Origin of the sequence: Desulfomonile tiedjei DSM 6799, from assembly GCF_000266945.1 — a bacterium.
GTDB lineage: Bacteria > Desulfobacterota > Desulfomonilia > Desulfomonilales > Desulfomonilaceae > Desulfomonile > Desulfomonile tiedjei.
In genome coordinates this window covers 5,773,089-5,792,257 of the sequence record NC_018025.1, presented here as the reverse complement: position 1 = coordinate 5,792,257, position 19,169 = coordinate 5,773,089, and the positions used below count along the sequence as shown (strand labels likewise).

General features: G+C 48.9%; 13 protein-coding genes. 7 read left to right on the top strand and 6 right to left on the bottom strand.

All coding sequences use genetic code 11. The annotated features are described in order from the left end of the window. Positions 1-37 precede the first annotated feature (37 nt). From DESTI_RS24885 to DESTI_RS24870, 4 genes are all read right to left on the bottom strand, one after another. Complete coding sequence (locus DESTI_RS24885) at positions 38-1,093, bottom strand: hypothetical protein (protein WP_014812733.1); 1,056 nt, start codon at positions 1,091-1,093, stop codon at positions 38-40. Between the two features lie 595 nt (positions 1,094-1,688). Then, on the bottom strand, positions 1,689-3,692 hold the full coding sequence (locus tag DESTI_RS24880) for an oxidoreductase (RefSeq protein ID WP_014812732.1): 2,004 nt from the start codon (positions 3,690-3,692) through the stop codon (positions 1,689-1,691). A 76-nt stretch (positions 3,693-3,768) separates the two neighbouring features. Continuing rightward, entirely contained in the window at positions 3,769-4,563 is a 795-nt protein-coding gene (locus tag DESTI_RS24875; RefSeq protein WP_014812731.1) for a DUF169 domain-containing protein, read from the bottom strand. Between the two features lie 146 nt (positions 4,564-4,709). Continuing rightward, positions 4,710-5,537: an enoyl-CoA hydratase-related protein gene (locus DESTI_RS24870; RefSeq protein ID WP_014812730.1), complete on the bottom strand. Its 828-nt coding sequence runs from the start codon at positions 5,535-5,537 to the stop codon at positions 4,710-4,712. Between the two features lie 293 nt (positions 5,538-5,830). On the opposite strand from DESTI_RS24870, the gene DESTI_RS24865 reads away from it, so the two are divergent. The 3 genes from DESTI_RS24865 (at position 5,831) to DESTI_RS29450 (ending at position 9,140) form a co-directional block, all read left to right on the top strand. Further along, positions 5,831-7,126, top strand: a complete 1,296-nt coding sequence (locus DESTI_RS24865; protein ID WP_014808525.1) for an IS110 family RNA-guided transposase — start codon at positions 5,831-5,833, stop codon at positions 7,124-7,126. A 723-nt stretch (positions 7,127-7,849) separates the two neighbouring features. Further along, positions 7,850-8,560, top strand: coding sequence for a Na/Pi cotransporter family protein (locus DESTI_RS24860; RefSeq protein WP_041286474.1), 711 nt, complete (start codon positions 7,850-7,852; stop codon positions 8,558-8,560). A gap of 172 nt (positions 8,561-8,732) precedes the next feature. Further along, the gene (locus DESTI_RS29450; RefSeq protein ID WP_014812729.1) at positions 8,733-9,140 is read left to right on the top strand and encodes a protease inhibitor I42 family protein; all 408 of its coding nucleotides are present in this window, start codon (positions 8,733-8,735) and stop codon (positions 9,138-9,140) included. A gap of 457 nt (positions 9,141-9,597) precedes the next feature. Here the strand turns inward: DESTI_RS29450 and DESTI_RS24850 are convergent, their stop codons facing one another. Next, positions 9,598-11,073 carry an ATP-binding protein gene (locus tag DESTI_RS24850; protein ID WP_014812728.1) on the bottom strand — a complete coding sequence of 492 codons (1,476 nt, stop codon included), beginning with the start codon at positions 11,071-11,073 and terminating at the stop codon, positions 9,598-9,600. Positions 11,074-11,519: 446 nt separating this feature from the next. Here DESTI_RS24850 and DESTI_RS24840 point away from each other — a divergent pair, with 446 nt between their 5' ends. The 4 genes from DESTI_RS24840 (at position 11,520) to DESTI_RS24825 (ending at position 17,612) form a co-directional block, all read left to right on the top strand. Continuing rightward, positions 11,520-12,317: an RDD family protein gene (locus tag DESTI_RS24840; RefSeq protein ID WP_014812727.1), complete on the top strand. Its 798-nt coding sequence runs from the start codon at positions 11,520-11,522 to the stop codon at positions 12,315-12,317. A gap of 29 nt (positions 12,318-12,346) precedes the next feature. After that, positions 12,347-13,714, top strand: a complete 1,368-nt coding sequence (locus DESTI_RS24835) for a hypothetical protein (protein ID WP_014812726.1) — start codon at positions 12,347-12,349, stop codon at positions 13,712-13,714. A gap of 94 nt (positions 13,715-13,808) precedes the next feature. Continuing rightward, positions 13,809-14,138, top strand: coding sequence for a hypothetical protein (locus tag DESTI_RS24830; RefSeq protein WP_014812725.1), 330 nt, complete (start codon positions 13,809-13,811; stop codon positions 14,136-14,138). 126 nt (positions 14,139-14,264) lie between these two features. After that, complete coding sequence (locus DESTI_RS24825; RefSeq protein WP_014812724.1) at positions 14,265-17,612, top strand: DUF3971 domain-containing protein; 3,348 nt, start codon at positions 14,265-14,267, stop codon at positions 17,610-17,612. Positions 17,613-17,853: 241 nt separating this feature from the next. Here DESTI_RS24825 and DESTI_RS24820 read toward each other — a convergent pair whose 3' ends face one another. Further along, positions 17,854-18,831: a TGS domain-containing protein gene (locus tag DESTI_RS24820; protein ID WP_014812723.1), complete on the bottom strand. Its 978-nt coding sequence runs from the start codon at positions 18,829-18,831 to the stop codon at positions 17,854-17,856. Positions 18,832-19,169: the final 338 nt, after the last annotated feature.

The following is a 19,169-nucleotide window of genomic DNA, read 5'->3' as shown; positions in this document are numbered from 1 at the left end:
TTTTCAGCAGCCCCATCGCGTTGAAGAATGTGAGTGATTAGTAATAATCCCATGTGAAAAGGTTGACGTAGTTAGCGTAATAATAGCTTTTGTACTCAAATGTTAATGTGCTGTCATCTCCATCTGATATCCAGAATGAACCGGTGGGATAGTGATATACGGTGCTATCGGTATTGGCGAAGATGTAAGTATCGGTCCAATCGGCAATATCATCGAGCATGTCCCATGCTTGTCCGACATAACAGTGATAGAGCTGAATTTGCCCGTAATAGTCCATATACGAGCTCAACTCCACGAAATCGGAATAGAAATACCAATAATTATCGGTAGTAATCCAATCTCCTATGCACATTCCGTCTCCTGAAGTATACCCATGGCCCAGAATGGCCAAATAATCAATCGTAGTCCCGTAGAACCAGGAGACCCAACCGATAGAGCTCACAATCTCACTAAAAGAGTCATATTCAAAATCGAATTCCATGCATACGACGTCCAGGTTGGCATAGTCCAGCGCTTGCACCATCCAGTCGTCCGAATTATCTGCAACGGCCACGCACAATGCGCCACCGCTCCACCAGTTGTCGCTTCCCGGATACATGTACCATGTTGCCAGGTTGGAATAGGTGAGTTCATTGTACAGGTAGTAGTCGTCGGACAAATAAGTGTAATCATAATAGGATAAATAGACGTGATTACTGAAATCACTCCACTCCCAGTAACCGTCGGAGGAATAAAACCACCTTCCTACCGGCTCCCATGTATAGTCATCGGCGGCGTCGTACCAAAACCACGCTCCGGTGCTATGCTCGTTTGCAAAATATTCGTATGTCCCGTGATACCACCAATCGAATCCGCTCGCGTTCATATACCACCAGTCGGTATATTCGTTCCACCACCAAGTGCTATACTGGTTGTACCACCAGCCTCCTCCATCGTTGTTGTACCACCACCCGTTACTTACATAAACCCAGCCTAGACTGTCCACTTGAGTGCCATCAGATGCATTGTCCTGAACATCATGAGTGTCAACTACTGCAGCGTCCAGAACGATCCTCTCCTCTAATTGCTCTAAAGCGAATTCGCGGCAATACATTTCTCTGCCTCCCCTGGACTTGTATTGTCAAGACGGATTAAAACAGATTACAAGGCTTTCAGATTGTTCGCGATCTGCTCGTTGCCGGCTTCACCCCCGCTTCCGATCCTGACAAGGAGTCTCCCCGCGCAATGCCTCAGGTGACAACAACAGGCTCTCTGTTTTCAGCCTTGTATGAAAACCTCGCCTCCCCGTCAACAGAATTCAGCTTATGCTTCTACGAAACGCTATCTTCCTGAATTATGGTGAGATCTTGCCATTTTCGGGGCTGACGGCACTTTTGCCGGGCAACTCCCCCTTGTTCCCGAAATGCCTCAATGTGGCCTCCTCACATGAGTTAAGATAACGTTGAAAACCTGTGATTGCTTTACTGAACCAGTTAGGTCTATTTTACTAACTTACAGCTTACTTAACATCAGAACTGTAGTCAAACAAATTTTGCGAATTTTCACACATTTACCCCTTCTTTGACCGAAGTTTTAGGTCATGTCAAGACAATAGAGTTGGGAGAAAGGGGGCTATGATCTGTCGCACTGACCCGTTTTACGGGCCAGTGCTGTTGGTGAAGACTATACCAAAACCAAAAACTGGATTGTTAGATTTCCCTTGCCAACATAAAAGCGTCTTCTATCGCATTCCCGATGCGGCCCACTTTGTTCGCATCGCCAAGAGTTTTCACATTGAATCCCGCTTGCTCCAACGCAATCGCGAGAGAATTTTCCGGCCGTGCACCCATGGCAAGCACCACAGTATCCGCCGGAATAGTCACGTTATCACCATTGGCATTGCTGTACACGATCTTCCCCGGGGTCAGGTCCTCCATTTTTGCTTCGGTAATTACGTCTATGCCGCGCAGTTCTATTTCCTTCAGGAGCACCCAGCGTGTAGAAGGCCCGACGTCCTGTGCAATGCGGGGCATCATTTCGATTACTGTGACTTTCTTAACGCCTTTTACCATTAACTGCCTCAGTACCGCGGGATCTTCAGCATTATGTAATGTAAGAAAATAGAGCTGCTGCGGAGAAATGGTTCCTTTCGAGGCGAGCAAGATTGCGGTCTCGAGTCCCACGGACCCCCCTCCCACTACGACTACGTTTGCCCCGGTGGTGACTTTCCCCTGGAGCACATCCCATGCCTGGCAGACGTGAGGTGCGTTGAGCGCATCAATGGGTGGTTTGAAAGGAGCAGCTCCTGTTGCGGCAACGATCAGATCGGGTTTTTCTTTTGCGGCCAGATCTTTAGTTACTTCGATGCCGAGCTTCACATCGACTCCGGCTTTAGGAAGTGCAACTCTGTAGTAATCAAAAATGTAGTGGAAATCGTGCTTGTGGGTCGGATCTGCAGCCCAACGCACCTGACCGCCGATTTCGTTCTCTTTCTCATATACGGTTACTTTGTGACCCCGTTGAGCAGCGATCAACGCGAATTCGCACCCGGCAGGACCGGCTCCGATGACCATGATGTTCTTGGGATTTGTCGTGGGAGAGATTTCCGTCTGAGCCTCTCGACCGGCCCGAGGATTCACCATGCATCCCACCGGTTTGAGCGCAAACACGTGATCGAAGCATCGCTGATTACAGGCTACACATCGTCGGATTTCCGAGGATCTCCCCTGCTTGGCCTTATTCACGAATTCAGGATCTGTAATGAGTCCCCGTGCGACTCCCACGAGATCTGCAACGCCTTCTCTGAGGACCTCTTCCGCAATGAACGGGTCGTTGATGCGGTTACATCCGACTACCGGAACCGAAACAGCCTCCTTGATGCCTTTGGCAAGATACACGAATCCTGCCTGGGGCAAATCCATGGTAATCTGGGGCACTCGGCTCTCGTGCCATCCACCGGTGACATTTATGAGATCCGCCCCGGCTTTTTCGACTTCAGCCGCAAATTGGCGAGCTTCCACGTTCGTGTGACTGCCTGGTACAAAGTCATTGCCGGCAACTCGAACGATTAGCGCCATATCGGAACCAGCTTCCCGACGTACGAGACGGATCGTCTCCACACCGAAACGCATACGATTTTCCAGGGAACCTCCGTATTCGTCAGTTCTCTTGTTCGTCTTGGGTGAGAGAAATTGAGATATGAGATATCCGGCAGATGCAATCACTTCAACAGCATCGAACCCGGCTTCTTTTGCTCGCCGGGTGGCACTTACGTAATCCTGTTGAACGCGTTGAATATCTTCGACGGTCATGGCCACCGTGGTCTGGCGGGTAAAATAGCTCTTAATCTCGGAGGGTGCCAAAATCGGCAATCCCTTCAATCCGCAGAACGAGTATGCCCCTGCCATGTACAACTGGACTGCGGTTTTTCCACCCACGGCGTGAATGGCGTCAGTATATCGTTTCAGCCCGGGTATGTACTTGTCATCCTTGATGGATACCATGAAATCTATTCCGCACGCCTGGTCGTCAATTTCCGCCCCACCGATGATGATGAGTCCTGCCCCACCCCGCGCTCTCGCGACGTAAAAATCTATGAACCGATCGTTAATCACGCCTCCCGGGGTGTAGTTGAGGTGCATGGCAGTCATGACCACGCGGTTAGCCAAATGCATGGTATTGATGGTAATAGGTTCAAACAATTTCGTTATCACAGCCACCTCCCGTTTATGACCGCCATTGAGGCATGTCGTACTGTTTTTTGCCGGGGAAACCCTTATCGCTTTGGAATCACTCGTTACTGATGCCCACTTCTTTGCCGAGCACTTTATAGTACTTCGGAAATTCAGGTTGAAAGTTCTGATAGAATGTTATTGGGTACCGTGCTCCCAATTTCTTGCCTGCCTGTTTCAGTCCTTCCACCAGATCGGCGAGGCCTCCGGCTGGAAGCGAAAATACCATTTCATCATCCTGAGTCATGGAGAAGATCCTGTCTCCATTACCCGGAATGGCTACTCGAGCAGTACCGGAATTGAAGGGAGCGATCAAGTATTCGGTACATTCGACCTTACCGCCGAAATTACCTGTAACCCGTTCTCCGTGAATATACGTCCATCCCTGGATCATGCGCATGACCTGAGCCGGATTCCCGTAAACTGCCACGGTATCCGGATCGGAGGCAAGCTTACCCAAGGGCGCAAGCAGTATGCCTGGATATTCGTCTTTCCCCAGGAAGGACATGGAATCCGTTTCCTTCTGAACCGAATCTGCGTCCTTTGCCAGGGTTACTTCACAGAAGAGCTTGCCTATGACTTTCGCTGGATGTGAGGTTCCCGTCATTCCGAAGGAAATCATGCCCGGAACACAAGTCAAATCCTGTTTGGTGAGCCCCACGGTCCACCCATAAGAACGAGCCATGGTAACTCCCTGGCAGATCGTCACTTTTTTTCCGAGTACTTCGGACGGCCTCCTGGTTTTATCCGGAAATACAGCTTCAGCGAGAAATTTGACCTCCACCGGTTGGGTCCTTAAACGGAGATCGTTGCTAAGGAATTCCGCAGCTCTTTGTCTTTCCTGTTGATCCATGACATTACTCCAGTGAAGGCGAAATCAGGTCAGGAACAATATGGCGTCACTTCCCGACGTAGTTAGTATGCTAACTATTTCGAGCCCAAATTTCCAGATAAATATGTATTGCGTACAAACAATTTGGAGAGCTTCAGACGATTCGTCTAAGCTCCCTTAAACTCACCCTTTCGTTTCTGCATGTACGCTGCCATTGCTTCCATGAGATCGTCAGACGGCATGAGCATGGCAGATCGTGCGGCTGTGTAGTCCTGAGCACAATCAACGGGAAGAGTATCCGAATAGAGCAGCACATTTTTCGCTCCCTGAACTGCGAGCGGTGGATTTCCGGCTATTTCCAGTGCAATCTCCATAGCTTTGCGGTTCAGGGTTTCCTGATCGGGGTATGATTCGTTTACGAGATTGATACGCAGCGCATAATCTGCCCCGAATCGATTGCCCCTGTACGCTATTTCGCGCGCAGGCCCCTGCCCCACAACTCGCGGCAAACGCTGCAACCCCCCCACGTCGGTGATGATCGCCAGTGTGGCTTCAGGAAGGGAAAACACGGTATCAGCGGAACAGAGCCGAAAATCACAGCACAGGGCCAATTCAAGACCGGCTCCAAGGCAGTGTCCGTGAAGGACTCCAATGACCGGAACGGGAATATTTTCAAACCGGTTATGGATTTGCTGGATGCGCCTTACAGTCTTGTAGAACCTCGTTTTTTGCGCAGCATTGGGCACGCCTGTGATGATGGAAATAATCTCGTTATCGGGACTCAAATCGAGCCCCGCGCAGAACGATTTGCCTGCCCCGCGCAGCAGGATGACTCTAACCTCGGTATCTTCCTCGGCAGCGGCAACAGCACGGCCGAGATCGTTCCAGAGTTGCAGGTTTAATGCATTTCGTCGTTCGGGTCTACTGAGAGTAATCATCCCAACGTATCCGTCTCGTTCATAGATGACGAGGTTACTGCTCTGCTGTTCGGTCATATCTAACGCTCCTAGAAATTCAAGGGATATAAGAAGAAAGGAATCAGTTAGGCACGGCAAAATATCTCAGTTTTTTCAGCCCAAGGCAAGGAGGTTTACGTATTTCCCAACTTATACCATTTCGCAATTGTGCATATAAGATGGCGAAGACTGAGGTGTTCTGAGCGGAGTCATTATACCAACTCCCATGGCGAAGAGCGCCACAACGAAGGATGAAAGTCCCTTGAACTGAGATGAGAGCATGGCTACCTGCCTAGTATGAGATGAAATCAAACAACACTAGGAGGCGTGTCATGCCCTCAAGAAACCAGAATAACACTACCATATCAGTCGTGCACGAGATATCGTGCGGATTGGACGTCCACAAAAATTCCGTGTCAGCGTGTCTGTTGTATTCAGACAGTTCCGGTACAGAGCAATCCGAAATGCGTGAGTTCCAAACATTCACAGATGACCTTATCAAACTCAAGGAATGGCTCCTGGAACGAGAGTGTCCTGTAATTGCGATGGAGAGTACAGGACCATATTGGACTCCTGTTCATAACGTCCTTGAAGATTCCGTCAAGGTTATCTTGGTGAATGCCCGACACATGAGAAATGTTCCAGGCCATAAGACCGACATCAGCGACAGCAGATGGCTAGCCGGACTCTTGCGTCACGGCCTGCTCAAGGCCGCCTTTATTCCTCCGAAACATCAAAGACAGTGGCGTGATTTGACCCGAATGAGAAGAAACTACAAAGAAGACCTCGGGGATTTCCAACGCCGCGTTCACAAGCTCTTTCAACAGTCAAACATTAAAATCGATTCCGTGGTATCCGACCTGTTCGGCGCAACGGGCCGCAACCTCATGAAACTCTTAATCTCAGGCGACAATTCCCCTACGATTTCCGAGGTTGAAAATTGTCTGAGAGGATCGCTGCAAGACAAGGCAGCGGAGCTCCATCGCTCTGTCCAAGGCTTCTTCGAGGCCCATCACCGGTTCCTGTTGTCTCTTTTGCTCAACACGATCGAAAACCTAGAGACCCAAATCTCTATCCTTGAATCCCGTATCAAGGAAGTAATGAGAGACGCTCAGGAAGCGATCCGGCGGCTCGAAGAGATTCCCGGTGTAGGCGCGGTTTCCTCCCATGCCATATTGGCCGAGATAGGCCCAACCCTGACTGAGTTCCCCACCGCCCATGCCCTCGCTTCCTGGTGTGGCCTCTCTCCCGGAAACAACCAAAGCGGTGGCAAGCGATTCAGTGGCAAGAGCCCTGTCAAAAAGAACCACCTAAAAACCATCATGGTTGAAGTAGCCTGGCCGGCAATCAAGGCACGAGGATCCTACTACCGGGCCAAATATTACGCCCTGAAAGCGCGCTTGGGGGCCAAAAAGGCCATAATCGCAGTAGCCCACAAAATCCTTAAAACCATTTACCATGTACTCAAATACGGAGTACATTTCAAAGATCTCGGAGAGACTTACCTGCTCGAAAGAAACCGAGAGGCCAAGATAAAATACCTTACCTGGCAAGCGTCTCTCATTGGGTACGAACTCGTACCCCTGGATCAACCGGCAGCAACAGCCCAAGCACCTATATTCACTTAGAAGCGCATCAAAGTCGAAACGCAAACTGAAGCCGTGAGCTCGAATACCAACATGACCAACAGCAGTCTGCCACAACACAGTGTTGGACAGCCTTCAAGCTGATACCGAGCCGTTTTTCTTCTCATGATCTGTTTGCTAGCGGGTAACCTTCGTTCCGGACGACGCAAAGCCGTCTGGTCACTCCGCGCTCGGGACTTTCATGGGAATGTGCATCAAAATCCCCCCATTCCCCCCTTTAATAAAGGGGGGTAAGAGGGGATTTTCGTCTAACTTTGAAAGCAAATCGGTATGAGCGGAGTGACCAGACGGCTTTGCGTCGTCCGGAACGAAGGTTACCCGCTAGCCCCCAGATCATGAGAAGAAAAACGGATCGGTATCAGACTGATGGCTGTTTACCCCTGAATAACTGAAGAATCATGTGGCACTTTGTGCGGGGACAATCTTCACGGTGAGTTAAACTTCTCCTTACACTGAAATAGACGAGCGGCCTGCGTTTCTTCCTTTACATTCTGTCAAAAATGCTGACAATTAACTCTTATAGGCAGGAAGGTCCTCCCCGGCAATAACCAAGATTGCAGAATGCTTGTTTTTGTTTCATATTCAGAGCGAGTATCGGGAGCAATTTCGTACCGGCCACTGGTACTTTGCGAAGCACCGTCAGAGCATCAGTGACTGGCACATGTTTTGCTCCTCAAGAGAACAAATAGTTGGAGGTGATACACAATGAAAGATCAACGCATTTTCGCGAGCCCATTTCGGATGATGAGCCCAAGATTGGATGCTGAAGCGGATCGCTTCAAGGATCTTCATGAAGTTTCGGTTTCGGAAGACCATACACCTGAGGAAGGAATGCTGATCATGATCAGCAAGCTGGTGGAAATGTGCAAGATATTATCCCCCAGTTTTGCTGCTCCGGACGAGGAAAAGCTCGCTCAATGCGACCGTCTAGCTGAAGAGGTCCACAAATGGGAAGGTGCGGTCACAAAGAATCTTATGGCTGCCCAATCCACGATCGGCCAAAACCTTTTCAGACTTGTAGTGCGTTTTCCGGTCAGACTCGAACGAATCGGAGATATGTTTCAGAATATCCTGACCTGTGCAAGGCTGAAAGCCAGAGACGGCATTCCCTTTAGTGACAAAGGCCTGGAAGAGCTGTCGGCAATCTTTGCCATCGTTCTGGAAATGCTGACGAATGTGCGAGATGCTCTTATGATCCGGAATAAGACCCTTCTGGGACATGTAAAAAGTCAGAGAGATAAACTTTCGCACATGCTCCTGGAAGCTCGCTTTGCACACTGGGAGCGCCTCGAAGCAGGTTTTTGCGCTCCTCAAGCCTCGTCGCTTTATCTTGATATTCTGGACTCACTCACAGGAACAAATGAATATCTTGGAAAGATTTGTGACAGTCTCGTGGCTATTGCCGATGAAGCCTGATTCTGAGACGCTAGTCGAGATAACCGCTCGAATACATGAGTATTTTTTAACTCTAAAAGCATCACGGATGTGACGATCCGACAAAATATACTTCAATGAGAGGGTCGAAAACCTGGCGACCGGGAAAATTTGTTCGATCCTCTTGTTCCTGCAGTCACAGGAGAGAACGGGAATGGGATTCCTTACGTCTATGAGAAAGGGACTCATCTTTCTGATTTGGATCCTGTTCACCGTTCCAATTGCATTCGCCGAGGATACTCAGGTACCTCGGGATACTGTCGAAGAGAAGATCGAAGCCCGACTTAACGAAACCTTCAAGATTGTATTAGACTCGAATCCTTCCACTGGCTACACGTGGCAACCTGTTTTTGACAAGAAGATGTTAAAGCTCGAAAAGTCCGCGTATACCAGGCCGGAGCAACAAATCCCCGGCAGGGGAGGCAAGCAGACATATGTGTTCCGTCCCGTCAAAGCAGGTAGAACAATGATAGAACTCCAATATGCCAGAAGATGGGAGAAGAATCCTGCCAAGACAAGAAAATACCTGGTGACAATACAAGCTCCACTCCAGAAACACTGAGCGATTCCACCTATATCGCCCCCCCCTTCTGGAACCATTTCGCAAGCGAGAGAGTAGCATTGGGGGGCATAGGCGCTAACTTTGTTCCAATTCTTTGTCCCAAAGGGACTAAAGAAAATAGCCCGGTAATTCATTGCCGGGAGTATATGCATCAGCCGTCCCTCCGGGACTCGAGAATCATTACATCTTTCCTTAACCGGCGATGAATCGCCGGTCTATTTCCAGTTGTTCCTCTGGAACAACAAGCCAAAAAATACTTTGAGTTAGTGCAGATGAGCATTGGGGGACCTTCTTTGTAAAGAATGTCCCCCCAAGCCCCCTCCAAGAAACTTTTAGTATTCGCCGGAAACTGCAATTTCCTGTGAGAAATTGCAGTTTCCGGCGAGTGTTAGAAGTTCTTGAGGTGGGGTTCGGGGAGGAACTTCTTACAAGAAGTTCCTCCCCGATTCTCCTCTCTTCATTGCGAAATGGTTTCAGAAGGATCGTGGTGTCGAATGTATTGGAGTAATTCTTTGGCGATATTGGATTCGACTTTAATTTTGTCGTAGTCGAGGGGGACGTTATTCAGATATTGGAGGATGAGTCCGTCACCGCGGCATGCTCCCGGGAGTATTCCTGCAAAGAAGAATCCGAGTCTCTCGAACAGTTCGGTGTAGACACCTGTCAATGGGTCACTGAGGTCCAGGTACAATTGGATTGCGCTGAAGTGGTTCAAGCACAGGTCCTTCAATCGTTTCTTTACTTCTGCCACAACGTTCTTTCCGTATCGATCGATGCTTATTCGAGCGGCTCCTTTCGGTCCGATTGACTCCATTCGGACAACGGCTTCTTCCGTCAGGTGCGACAGTACTGGTAGCGGTCCGAACGAGGGTTCTGCTCCTATGTTACGATACAATTTCCTGATAACATCGTGATGATGCAAGGGTGGGTAAATTTCTCCTTCATCAGGTTTGTTCAGATATGAGAAATGGATCACCAGGCTCTCACGCTGGGGTAATCGTTCGGTGATTCCTCGGAATTGTTCTGTTTCAGGAAGCAGTCCCAGAATGATGCCACAATCTTTTAATCCACATTTATGGCCGACCTGTTGAGAAAACGTATGATTCGTCACGGCTTGACCGAATATACCCATGAGCTTTTCGGATTTCGCAACCTCGATAAGATGAGACGTAAGGTCAAGAAACATTCCTTGACCCCGGTATTCGGGTTTCACTACCCCCAATCCGAGTTCTCCCAACGGCAAATCTCGCTCCCACCTGAATAGAGCGCAGTGTCCGGCCAGATCGCCCGTGTCAGTCTCTGCTACCGCGGAGTACATGACGCCACTGGTTATGAGTTTTGCCATTCTTTCCGGATAGTACACGTGAGGGACCGGATACGAATAGCCATACGCCCGGTACACTGTCCGGGATATTTCGATGGCCTCTTCCGGCTTCATTTTCCGAACGGTATATCCGATATGTCTTGAAGGCGCGGTTTTGGGACTTTTCGGATGACTGTACGGTTCGAGATTGCAGGCTTCCGAAAAATCGGTAATCGCGTTTTCCGGAGCATACTTGATAAGAACGGTCTCTTTTCCTTTCCGGCCCAAATTGTGAAATGCTACCTCATCCATCAATTCTCGCATGAGCGGCGTTCCCACTCCCCGCTCATCGGTTTTCGGGAAGAAAGGAATGCCTCGATCGTTGACAGTGATTTTCAACCCAAGAGGTACCCGTTCGCAGCTTATTGTGAAGGTGGCCCGCTCGTCCGGATCGAATGCGTAATTGATCACGTTTGACACGGTCTCGCGCACTGCAGTACCGATGTCGTCTCTGTATTTTTTCCCATACCCCATTTTTCGGGCTACAGCGTCCACATATGTTGCGGCAACAGTTACGTACGGAAGCTCGTTGGGAATAGTCAGCACTGAATAGTCACATCGGTTTTCCATAATTCATACCCGTCCTCGACACATCTTCGGAAGCCGGTTGCTTTGGCTCCTACCATTAATGTATGGCGCAAGAAGATAAGACAATTGCTGAGAACAGCGTCTACAACTCGACTGCATAGCTGTAGAAACAATAACAAAAATATGATGATTCCGTTGAGAAATGAGAATAGGATACGCTTTACGATTGGGTCACCTGCTTCCCTGCATCGTTCGGCAGGAATTTCATACCCGTAATTCCCGGGGTCAAGGTTATAATCGGTTATAGTCGATCTGGAAATGAGTGTTTGCGCCTTCAATTCAGCAGGATTTTCCTATTCCGTTTTGCGTTCGTTTACGAACTCATTTATAGTCAATCAAGTCTCCCTGAGACGTCATCCGATCAATTGCGGTCAGCAGCCGGGTCTGCGCAACATGTTCAAACAATCATATCACGCTCGGAATCGGCTGTGAAAGAAAAGGTCAAAACAGTAGTGATCGATACTCCCGATCGTGGGGAGCTTCGATTTCAGTTGGCAGGCATCGGTACGCGAATGATCGCGTATCTCGTAGATAAGTTTATCCAAATCGGTGCCCTCCTGGGAATCGTCTTGATTCTGGCCATAGTGCTATTTTTGGTCGGACAAATGGACCGGTTTGTCGAACTTCTTTCTGAGGCGGGACAATCCTTGGGCTTATGGTCGATCGCGATAGCAATTCTCTTCTACGAGATGGTGACGATCGGATATTTCTTGTTCTTCGAGTATTTCTGGAACGGTGCCACCCCCGGGAAAAAGTTTCAGAAGACCAGAGTCATTCGAAAAGACGGACGCCCGATGTCCTTTGGAGATTCTGTAGTAAGGAATGCCCTAAGAATAGTTGATATTATTGGTGAACTGTATCCGGTAGGTCTCATTGTGATGTTTTGCGATTTCCGAAACAGGCGGTTGGGTGATTTGGCGGCAGGGACTCTCGTTATAGACGATGACGGAACATCTGCTCTGCCCGTGTCGAAAATACCCGCGGAGACCTTGGAAATCTTTGAAGTGAATTCTCTTGTTGCACGTATGAACGCTGAAGACTACGTTCTTGTTGCGAGATTCCTTTCCCGAAGGGATGAATTGGATGTTCGGCACAGAACCCAATTGGCAATGAATATTTCCAGAAGAATTCTCAAGCGAACCATGGCTTTTGGAGAGGATTTCGATCATGAAGCTTTTCTCGAAAAAATCGAAGTGATGTACAGAGAACGTACGAGAGAGCTCTAGCATGATTGTGTGTTTCATAAGGAGATTCTATGAATTCTGAAAGTTCCCCAACCCTGTACACGGTCATCATAACCGGATTGAGATCGGGTGCAAACAAAGCGTCCATTGCAGACGGAATTGCTCGCATCGTGAAGAATATGGACGCGGCGAGAGTGCTCAGGAAACTGGATGCCTTACCCTGGACAATGACGCGAAAAGCCTCTCGGAAAAATGCCGAAAGACTCTCGAAGTATCTTCAGAAGATCGGATGTGATGTACAAGTAGTTCCCCCTCTCGAAATTCCCATCTCAGATGACGTGGGCGAGACGCAGATATTACCCCAGACGTCCCTGTTGACCGAGAGTCAGGTGATCTCCTCGACTCAGTTCGTACCCGTACCGGAACAAACAGAACGAGCTGAAGCCACTTCCGAGGAGACTCCTCCTCCACCTCCGCCTACGGAACCGCCAAAACAGGACGAAAAACCGACCACTGTCCTGGAACCGCTTTCTCTCGCCGGAATACTGGATCAAACGTTTCAGATCTGCAGAAATCGTTTTTGGAAGCTCCTTGCAATTGCGGCGATACCATATTGCATTATGATAGCTCTGATTATTCTTGCGGGAATTATAGCTTTGATCTTTGGATTAACGGATATGAGCTTCATTGACGATTTCACGCCTGCTCTCCTGATAGCCGGGATTTTCCTGATTCCCACTGCTCTGGTGCTTTTTATCGCTCTGTTTTATTCGTCTCAAGGCGCCTTAATTTTCGCAGTCTCCGTCAGTTATCTTGGAAAGCAAATCAGCGTGCGAGAATCGTACAATTTCGTTTTCGCGAGATTGGCTAAATTTATCCTAACGTCTTTACTATTCACAATAATGATCCTCCTCTCATTGGCCTTAGCGGTAACGATTGGCATCGTTTTGTTTTTCGTATTTCAAGCATTCACATCCTCCGGTTGGTGGTCTGCATTTAGCTGGCTGCCACTTATGATAATTCCGTTCTATGTGATTCTGAAATTATTGCTGTTCGACAAGATCGTCATTGTTGAAAACGTTGCTTACATGGGTGCTCTTTCACGTAGCTGGAATTTGCTCTCCGGAAAAGCTGCCGGTTCATGGCCGCGAGGGTACGCTCTGCGACTTTTTCTGCTTACTCTTTTATTCATGTTGATAGCTGCAACTATCAGTTGGGTATTTCAAACTCCAGCCGCCTTGCTCACGGCATTCCTACCTCTGCCTGAGTTTGCGAAAACTGTGCTCACACAACTGCTCGGCACTATCGGTAGTCTGATTGCCACAGTGTTCGCTGCTGTTTGCATGGTTGTATTCTATTATGACGTGAGAAATCGGAAAGAGGGCTTCGATCTGCAGATGTTGGCAGAGATGACTTCCGATACCATCTCAGATGAATAGACCGATGTCACCTCCCGCCAAAAACGGGTTGAAGTTTAGGCTTATTTTGGCGATAATCCTCGAATAGAAATACGATGCTCCAGCAGGAGGAAAAATGGCTGGAAAGAAAGAACAAAAAGAAAAAAAAGATCGTCCCTTGGAAACATGGACAGTCAAAGAGCTCCGAGAGGAAGCACTCAAGAGCGGTGAAATCCGAGGCGCTCACGGAATGAACAAAGAGGAACTCTTGAGTGCAGTTCGAGAGATAAAGGGAATTCCCGAACCGGAAACCAAGAAATCAGAAGGCATTCGGGAGTTGAAAGCTAAAGTTCAAGAAATGAGAAGCAAGCGGGATCAGGAACGGGAAGAGGGCGCATCGAGATCCAGGCTTAACGTGTTGAGAAAGAAAATAGCGAAAGTAAAAAGACAGACGAGGACAAGCTAAATACGTTATTCGCGGGTGTATCGATTGCTGAATTAAGCAAAAGATCTCATCACGTATCAACCAGACATCCACTGAATAATACAGGCCGGTCGCTGCCGCGCGACCGTTCTTTATTTTGGCTTCTTCATGGATAATCATATCGCTCGATCCCCTGCAAACAAATCAAGGCTGCCGAGGCGGGTTGTAATAGCAGTAATTTCTCTTGTAGTGCTTCTTGTACTGGCTGTTACGGGGATCCTGCTTTTTGTACGATTCGGCCTCGAAGGGAGCCAACTCGTAGCATTTGTCAATCACAGGATAGAAATTGCTACGGGAAAGCACATCACCTTCTCTTCCGCAGATTTGGTATGGACTTCATGGGATTCCGCACGGATTCGCGTTTCAAACCTGGATATTCGAGACAAGGTCGAAAACAAACCTCTGGGGCATGTCGGCGATCTTCATGTGTCCGTGTCGCTCTTACCGGTCCTGTCGGGCAGGCTTTATTTCGATGAAATTCTCGTAGATAAACCGGTCATTATGATCGAGCCCCCGAGGTTGTTCGGTGGCAAAGACAAATCGACACCCCCTTCTCCGCAGCCGGAGCAAAAACAGACTCCGGCCGAGCTTCACGCACCAATGCTTTATCCCGTAGTAAAACGGCTGGAAATTAAAGATGCACGTGCGGACATGGCCGGCTCGGAGAGAACTGTCTTATCGGACATACAGATCTCCGCATTGGATGCCTCTCCTCGTGGAGTGAAGACTTTTGCCGCGGTAGGTAAAATTCCTGCCCAGAACAAGACCGGTACGTTTACCGTATCCGGACAGGTGGATGAAACACCCGCATTTGGTGGTGAATTCAAAGGAAAAGTAAATGCCGACATAAGAGACCTGCCTGTTTCGGCCGTGGTCGGCGTACTGTCAGATCTCCAACTGGATCTCCCGATAGCCGAAGGGAGCATAAACTTATCTGTTGAGATAAACGGTAGGACGACGGATTTTTATGCGAACGGGGAAGTGGTCCTTTTGAATGGGATGATTCTACCTGGTCATCTCTACAGACAACCCGCCCCCATTATGAAAGCTTCAGCAAAGTTAACGGCTATAAGAGAAGGTGAAAACCTGACAGTGGATCTCTCTGACATCAGTATTCCTGGGATGAATGTCGGAATAGAGATCAAAATCGGCGATCTCTCTTCAGAGAAGCCGTCCATCAGCATTTCCTTGAAAAAAGCTGACTTGGACCTTCAGAAGTTGTTTCCGTTTCTTCCTCAGGGCCTGTTACAGGAGGAAGATCGGGATCGTCTTAAGGAAGCAGGACTCTCGGGTCATCTCGCTGTCCTCAGCGGAGCATGGTCGGGTCGACTCTCTGATTTACGCGATTGGCGCGCAATCGAAAGCGGACTTCTCCTGGATGCATACATGGATAACATTTCGGGTTTTGTTCCAGGGCTGAGTCTCCCTCTCTCCGACGCAACGGGTCGTGTCAAGATCAGCAATGATGAAATGCGATTTGAAGGAATCAGCCTGACCCTCGGCGCTTCGCCTATTGTGCTCAACGGATTTGTGACCGATTTGCGCGGGTCTCCCAGAAGCGATCTCTTTTTGTCCATGATTGCTCAAGGAGACGATCTCAAGCCCCTCCTGGAATGCAGACCGGTGGTTTCCCGCCTACCTCAGTGGCTTTCCCGTGTTTCCGATATTCGGGGCGGCATCAAGATCGATTTGGATGTGAAGGGAAAACTCAGTAAACCTGAATTACAGGGAAGGCTCAATCTTGATGATTTCCAGTTCCGTGTTCCCGGATTCAACCTGCCTGTTCGCAAAGTGACGGGGGCAGTACGTTTCAGGAGCACGGGAGCGAGCTTCACGTCTCTCAAGGGTTCCATCGGCGACAGTCCTGTCGATCTCACTGGCAACCTCTCTCCGGAAGGTATGGCGGTCAACGGCGATTGCAAACTTGCTCAATCAGACCTGAAAAAACTCAATCTTCTACCTTCGGAATGGTCGGTGAGCGGAACCGTTCCCCTGAGCATGTCCCTAAAGGGAAAGGCCGCAGCGATCAACTATTCCGGCCAGGTAGATCTCAAACAGAATGTTGTCGTCATAGGCACACAGATCAAGAAGCGCTCCGGCATACCCATGAATCTTGAAGCTTCCGGTGTTTGGAATTCAGAGGGAATCAGTGCTGAAGAGTTCTATCTCATCCTGGAAAATTGCCGTATTTCAGGCAAAGGCTTTTTTCGCGAAGACGGAAGTTTTTCAGCATCTCTGAATCTCCCGCCAAAAGGGGTTCCCACGAATGCTTTGATGACGGTGGTCCATCCTTCATTGGAACTCCAACCCGGTGGCAGGATAGAAGGCGATTTGACCGTCCGGAGCCCGGATAGGGCAAAGGACTATGCTGTTGAAGGCAATCTGGTTTTAAATCATGTTTCTTTGCACCTGCCTTTCTTCTATAAACGCACTGAGGGGTTGACAGCTACTATTCGACGAAAAGGGAAAAGTACCAGTTTTGCTATAGAACGCGTGAAGATCGGCAATTCTGCCATTTCAGGTACTTTCGCCATAAATGACTTGGATACTCCCAAGCTCGATGTAAACCTCGAAAGCTCGTTTTTTGATACAACTGATTTCACTGCTCCACCCGGATACATAGTCCGGAGTACGTGGGGTGAATGGCTGAAAACAAACCGTTTCATACGCTTTCTGGCGCGCAGCAGAGGCTCTGCAGTAGTTAAGATCGCGAAAGGAAAAACGTCGAGCCAAGTTTTTTCAGATTTTAGCGCTTCCCTGGAAGGAAATGGGGCGATTATCCGGGCAACGAGTTGGTCGACCAATTTCGGAGAGGGTACTCTCAGAGGAACCGCGATTTTTGATTTACGGGAATCGGCACAGGTTCCTTTTCGTCTGGAGTTTCAGGGAGACCGACTCAGAGCTGAACGACTCATGCCGGCAGAGGGTGAGGGGCTTCGGATCGAAGGAGAAACAAGCCTGGAAGGAAAATTGGCCTGGACATTGGGGCCGAAACGGGAAAACGGCGGTGTTTACAAGACCGGAAGCACGGAAGTTCGTGTCCTGGACGGAACAATTCACAGATTTCAGGTGCTCTCAAAAATCTTCTCCCTCATCAATTTGGGTTCTCTCGTGAGGGGCCGTTTTCCGGACTTGATCTCTGAGGGATTGCCGTTTCAGCGTATGACCTGGAACATGGAAGTCTTCGACAGCAAGTGGAAAATAAAGGACCTCAAGCTGCGATCGGACGCGGCTCGCATCGAGTCTTCCGGCATGTATTTCGGCGATCAGGGCCGAGTTGACTTCAAAGTGGATGTTTCCCCTCTCGTGGGATTTGACACAATCGTTTCAGGATTATTTGGCAATTTAATCACGAAGAATGGAAAGATCCTTACCACCACATTTCGAGTACGGGGACTCTCCGATTCTCCCGATGTAAGACTGGAACCCTTCGAACAGTTCAGGTCCGAACAGTAGACCGATTTTGTCTTGGCTGACCATCAGATCTCTGACAATTGTCAACATTAGTGTCCGATTCAAAATAGGAATATTGGTGGGTGCCATGCCTCCGTGCCGGCACATCTTCAATATGATCAATGATATCGATGGAATGGACCGGCAGGGACGCCGGTCCCCACCAGTATCTTGTATTGGAGCATGAGATAAACGTCAGAGTTTTTGGCAATCGCTCTAAAAAATCCCTTTTCTCCATAAGCCGTTAACGAGGAAGATTCCTCATGATGTCCCGGCCGCCGGGCAATCCTTCTAAAGCGCGTTCAATCTGGTTCGGAGCTACCGATCGTTCTACGTCCGAAGCTTCTTCTCTGGGCGGTGGTGGCACGAAAGGAACACTGACGCCGGACCGTTCGTGCCAAATGACTGAGCCATCGACGACCTTGGCCAGGGTTTGACCCGCGGAATTGGCAAGACGAAAGCTCCTGGGCAAACCCGATCCTTCCAGGGCCAGCGACAACTCCTGAATACAGATCTGTTTATCCTCCAGGGAAAGCATCTCCCAGCGCGGACCTACAGTGAATGTGGAATAATCGGCTTTGACTCCAGACAATACTTCTTCGCCTACAAAGCGATTGACTTCTGCATTGATAGTTCGATTTTGGAGTTCTTTCCGCAGGTCTTTTGCAGCTTCCATTGGAGTTTTGCCTCGAGGTAGCTCCTTCCGGACTGCATCGGCTCGTTTCTTCCCCGTTACGTCAGCCATGGGAATTATGATGTGGGTAAAGAAAAGGTATAAGGCAATTGCGACAGGTATTGCGAGGATGCATCCGATGGTCTTCGGAGACAGACGATCCAGGATTCCTCTTTCAGGTTCGGCTTTTTCCCAGCGCTCCTCACCTGCAAGGGCATGACCGCACTCAGGACAGGTAAGCATGTTCTTGGATACCTGCGCTCCGCATTGCGCACAAAGGGATTGGGTTATCTGGGCATTTCCCCACGCATTAAGTTTCTCGAAATGAGAAGTTTCAAGAGGCGGTTGCGGACCAGGCTCAGGATCGGACGGACTGGAGCGCAGGTCCAGCTCAGATTGTTCAAGAATCTTTTTTTGCACGAGAACACTGAAGACTTTCTTCAACGTTTTGGGGCTTAAATCATGGAGATGCATGAGCTCCACATCGGTTTTTCCCGCTCGTACGTCCGCTACAAACTTCTTTGCATTGATTTTCTGTTTATTTTCCATAGGAGCGACTCCCCGATCAACTAATATCCGTTGTAATACAATTTTCAAAATCAGAGAAAGAAAATCGAGGAGAAACTTTTCAGAAGTTTTTGGGTGATGCTGCCTTTCAGCTTCAAAGAATTACTTTACCGCCACGTTTCCTCCGGGGATTTCAGCTTCACCATAATCTTGAATTTTTGTTTGGATTCAGTAATAATAGGACGCTATTAGGACAATAATGTTGTGCAATACCAATTTGCTTTCAAAGTCAGACGTAAATCCCCTCTACCCCCCCTTTATTAAAGGGGGGAATGGGGGGATTTTGAATGCAAATTGATACAAGAACGAATTCGCAGACG

Excerpts from the sequence above, each read along its gene's own strand:
- DESTI_RS24860 (WP_041286474.1), top strand. The coding sequence starts at position 7,850 with ATGAAAGATCAACGCATTTTCGCGAGCCCATTTCGGATGATGAGCCCA.
- DESTI_RS24870 (WP_014812730.1), bottom strand. The coding sequence starts at position 5,537 with ATGACCGAACAGCAGAGCAGTAACCTCGTCATCTATGAACGAGACGGA.
- DESTI_RS24835 (WP_014812726.1), top strand. The coding sequence starts at position 12,347 with ATGAATTCTGAAAGTTCCCCAACCCTGTACACGGTCATCATAACCGGA.
- DESTI_RS29450 (WP_014812729.1), top strand. The coding sequence starts at position 8,733 with ATGGGATTCCTTACGTCTATGAGAAAGGGACTCATCTTTCTGATTTGG.
- DESTI_RS24865 (WP_014808525.1), top strand. The coding sequence starts at position 5,831 with ATGCCCTCAAGAAACCAGAATAACACTACCATATCAGTCGTGCACGAG.
- DESTI_RS24885 (WP_014812733.1), bottom strand. The coding sequence starts at position 1,093 with ATGTATTGCCGCGAATTCGCTTTAGAGCAATTAGAGGAGAGGATCGTT.
- DESTI_RS24850 (WP_014812728.1), bottom strand. The coding sequence starts at position 11,073 with ATGGAAAACCGATGTGACTATTCAGTGCTGACTATTCCCAACGAGCTT.
- DESTI_RS24830 (WP_014812725.1), top strand. The coding sequence starts at position 13,809 with ATGGCTGGAAAGAAAGAACAAAAAGAAAAAAAAGATCGTCCCTTGGAA.
- DESTI_RS24825 (WP_014812724.1), top strand. The coding sequence starts at position 14,265 with ATGGATAATCATATCGCTCGATCCCCTGCAAACAAATCAAGGCTGCCG.
- DESTI_RS24820 (WP_014812723.1), bottom strand. The coding sequence starts at position 18,831 with ATGGAAAATAAACAGAAAATCAATGCAAAGAAGTTTGTAGCGGACGTA.
- DESTI_RS24875 (WP_014812731.1), bottom strand. The coding sequence starts at position 4,563 with ATGGATCAACAGGAAAGACAAAGAGCTGCGGAATTCCTTAGCAACGAT.